The 3,648-nt window shown below is 61.8% G+C and carries 3 protein-coding genes, 2 tRNA genes and 1 pseudogene; all 6 read right to left on the reverse strand.

The features are described 5' to 3' along the window. Positions 1–119: 119 nt before the first annotated feature. Positions 120–851 (reverse strand): hypothetical protein, encoded by a 732-nt coding sequence (locus tag Q1M07_RS07980; protein ID WP_300452812.1) that lies wholly within the window; start codon positions 849–851, stop codon positions 120–122. Positions 852–1,036: 185 nt separating this feature from the next. Then, a tRNA-Pro gene (locus tag Q1M07_RS07985) sits at positions 1,037–1,113 on the reverse strand. Between the two features lie 66 nt (positions 1,114–1,179). Then, positions 1,180–1,256, reverse strand: a tRNA-Pro gene (locus tag Q1M07_RS07990). A 91-nt stretch (positions 1,257–1,347) separates the two neighbouring features. Further along, a complete protein-coding gene (gene ispB, locus Q1M07_RS07995; protein WP_300452817.1) occupies positions 1,348–2,316 on the reverse strand; it encodes an octaprenyl diphosphate synthase in 969 nt (322 codons plus the stop codon). 52 nt (positions 2,317–2,368) lie between these two features. Then, positions 2,369–3,148, reverse strand: coding sequence for a glycerophosphodiester phosphodiesterase (gene ugpQ / locus Q1M07_RS08000; RefSeq protein WP_300452813.1), 780 nt, complete (start codon positions 3,146–3,148; stop codon positions 2,369–2,371). Between the two features lie 17 nt (positions 3,149–3,165). Continuing rightward, positions 3,166–3,648: pseudogene (locus tag Q1M07_RS08005) on the reverse strand (extracellular solute-binding protein); the annotation flags it as partial.

The following is a 3,648-nucleotide window of genomic DNA, read 5'->3' on the forward strand; positions in this document are numbered from 1 at the left end:
AACATGTCCATGGTGATCACCCCGTCTTCTCCCGCTTAATAATTAAGCGGGGAGGTTAAACACCCTGGTCAATTTTCGGCCGCCATACCCCCTACAAACTGCTCAGTTTTCGGCCGCCGTCAACAGATGGCAGGCTCGATGTAGGGGTTCGCGTCCTCGCGGGCAGCGGCGAGGATGGCGCGCTCTTCTTCGGGGAGCAGCCGGCGATCCCGCTCGTTGAAGTACTTGGGCCGGCGCAGCCCCGTGAAAGGGCTTTCCACGGGAGCGATCTTCCAGACGTCATCGGCGTAGCTCAAGGTCTGGGAGATGAGATCGAGTTCGCGTTCGACCGTAGCCGGCGCGACCTGGGTGAGACGATCCTGGATGTAGTCCTGGAGGTCTTCCGTGACCAGCGCGGCGAGCTTCTTGTCGACGAAAGCCTCGTCGCGAAGCAGACGCCGGATTCGAGTTGCCTCGATGTCAGCACCTTTGTGGCGAGGAACGACCTCGGTGAGGTAATGCTCCATCAGCTCGCGCAGGGTGGTGCGGGTTGCGATCGCATAGTCGCGCACGACGCTGACGGACAGGTCGGCTTCAATCTGGAGCTTGGCCTGCTGGGCGTCTTCGAGAGTGTCGAAGGTGACGTACTGATTCGGCACCCCTTTGCGCCGGATCCGGAGTTGAAAAGCTGTCTCGAGTTGGTCGAGCCGCGCCTTAACGCCTCGCGCCTTGAGAAGCTTGAGATAAGTCGCGGCTTCGGCGCGACGCGAATAGGCGAAGCGCCGATTCAGACTGGCGTCGTATCGGACGGTAACAACGAATGGGGAACGGTTTTTAATGCTGCTGCTCGTCGAGCAGTCGGGTGCGGCCATGATGTACTCCGTTGAGGTGGAGTACCGTATATAGGCAGAACTGAGAAAAATCTTGCGACAGATCTGTCGCGTGTGAGACGGCCGTCACGACCAGCTTCTGGAGCAGAAATGGAGCATAAACGCTTGATTTATGCTCCAACACCCCGCAATGCAGACCATAAAACGTTGATCTACATAGAATTTATTGGTCGGGGAAAGAGGATTCGAACCTCCGGCCCCTGCGTCCCGAACGCAGTGCTCTACCAGGCTGAGCTATTCCCCGACGAACCCTTTCGAGAAGGGTATTAATGACTTTGAAGCCGATTCGGGCGGCTTCTTGCGGAATCGATGGTCGGGGAAAGAGGATTCGAACCTCCGGCCCCTGCGTCCCGAACGCAGTGCTCTACCAGGCTGAGCTATTCCCCGACGTCTTTACCGCATTGGCAGCCTTACCGCTGCCAAAATAAAACAGCCACACTTGACATTGACTTTCGACACTTGCACAGCATGCCGAACATCAATATTTCCGTGCGACTGCGAACTTTGACAAGTCTACCAAAGAATCCTTGAAAACGGAAGCGGGCAGCACATTTAGCGCCTTCAGCGCCATTTCCGCCTCCTCCTCGGCAACCTTCTGGGTGGCCTCGATGGCGCCGCTGGCGCGAATGGCAGCCAGCACGGCCGGGAAATCGTCGCGCCCGCCGCTCTCGATGGCCTTGCGCACGCAGGCTGCGTGTTCGGCACTGCCATGCTTCATCACGTGGATGAGCGGGAGGGTCGGCTTGCCTTCGGCGAGATCGTCACCGATATGCTTGCCGGTATCCGCTTCTTCGCCGGAATAATCGAGGACGTCGTCGACCAACTGAAACGCGGTGCCGAGATGCATGCCAAAGGCGGCGAGGCTCTCTTCCACTTCCGGCGTGGCGCCGGCAAGGATGCCGCCCAGACGCGTGGCGGCCTCGAAGAGCTTGGCCGTCTTGTAACGGATCACCCGCAGGTAGTCGTCGACGTCCACATCGGCGTTGTGACAGTTGAGCAGCTGCAGCACTTCACCTTCGGCGATCACGTTGGTCGCATCGGCAAGGACTTCCATCACTCGCATGCTTTTCACGCCGACCATCATCTGGAAGGCACGAGTGTAGAGAAAGTCGCCGACCAAGACCGAGGCCGCATTGCCGAACATGGCATTGGCGGTTTTGTTGCCGCGACGCAGGTCGGATTCGTCGACCACGTCGTCATGCAGCAGCGTGGCGGTATGGATGAACTCCACGACGGCGGCGAGCTCACGGTGCTGGGTGCCCCGATAACCGGCTGCACCGGCGGTGAACAACACCATTGCAGGACGAAGGCGCTTGCCTCCGCTACCGATGATGTATTCGGCCACCTGACGGATGAGAACGACGTCGGAGTAGAGACGATCCCGGATAACGGCATCGAGCGCCTGCATGTCTTCGGCGATCGGCGCGTAAAGCTTCGTGAGAGACAAGGGACCGCCCAGAATCGAAAAAACGCGATGGTAGGGGCCGACCGCGATCCCGTCAAGCCGACTGGATCGAAGCGGCAGTTCCGGCATCCGGGCTTGCCGGTGCCGTCAGCAGGAGATCGGGACGGTCGGAAAATACCCCAACCACGCCCCACTCCGTCAGAGATCGGGCTTCGTCCGGCGCATTGACGGTATAGACAAGCGTGCGCAGCCCGGCATCGCGCACCGCCGCCACCTGCGCGGCCTGCAAACCCTGACGCCCCAGATTGAGCGAAACACACGAAAGACGAACGGCCGTGGTCAGCGCCCCAACATCGAACCGCTCCGCCAGAAAAGCCCGCGGCAGGTCTTCAACCTCGGCCGCCGCAGCTTCGAGCGCTTGCTCCGAGAACGACGACAGCAAGAGCGGAGGAAGACCGCCGGGACCGATCCCTGCCAGAAGACGCCCGACCGTCCGGCCCGTATCGACCTCGAACCCGGCTGCCGGCTTGATTTCCAGATTGGCGGCAAGGCCGAGCTGGAAGCAACGCGACAAGGCAGCGTCGAGGCGAGGGATGGTTTCGCCGCTGAAAGCCGGATGAAAGCGGCAGCCGACATCGGTTGCCTGGAGCGCTTCGGCCGAGAGACGGAAGACTTCGCCGCGACGACCTGCGGTGCGCTCGAGGGTTTCGTCATGGATGAGCACCGGAACGCCGTCGCCGGACAGCATCACGTCAAACTCGACCGCGACACAACCCAGCCGGGCAGCGATGCCAAGCCCGGCCAGCGTGTTCTCCGGCGCCAGCGCCCCGCCGCAACGGTGCGCGATCAACGCCGGCCAGGACCAATCGGACATGACGGCCCGATCTTCAATCAGTCGGCGCTGCGGGAGCGGGCGACCGCGGTGTCGAGCGCGAGCTTGGAAGGCTTGCGATCCTCCCACACGGACTCCAGCTCTTCGTCGACGATACGACGCACCGCCGCACGCTGCGGATAGGCGCTGGCCTTGGACACCGCAGTGACCGGCTTGTTGGTCAGCTCGGCCACGCCCACACGGATGTTGGCGAGATCGGACGACAACAGACGGCTCTCGGAAGCCAGCAGACCCGCCCGGTTGAGGGGCAGATAGCCGGCATTGCGCTGCCATTCGACTTGGCTCTCGCCGGTCAGCCAGAAGCTGACGAAGCGGGCAACGGCCTTATACTCCGCCGGCTTCTTGCCCGCGGCGATCCACATCGCGGGGCCGTCGGCGAGGGTGTTTTGCGGCGCGCCGTAGTAGTCCTCGTGGTAGGGCAGCGCAGCGACGCCGACGTTGAATTTGGCTTGCCGCTGCAGGGTCGGCCAAGCACCGGAAGC

The organism is Accumulibacter sp. (assembly GCF_029255285.1).
Lineage (GTDB): Bacteria > Pseudomonadota > Gammaproteobacteria > Burkholderiales > Rhodocyclaceae > Accumulibacter.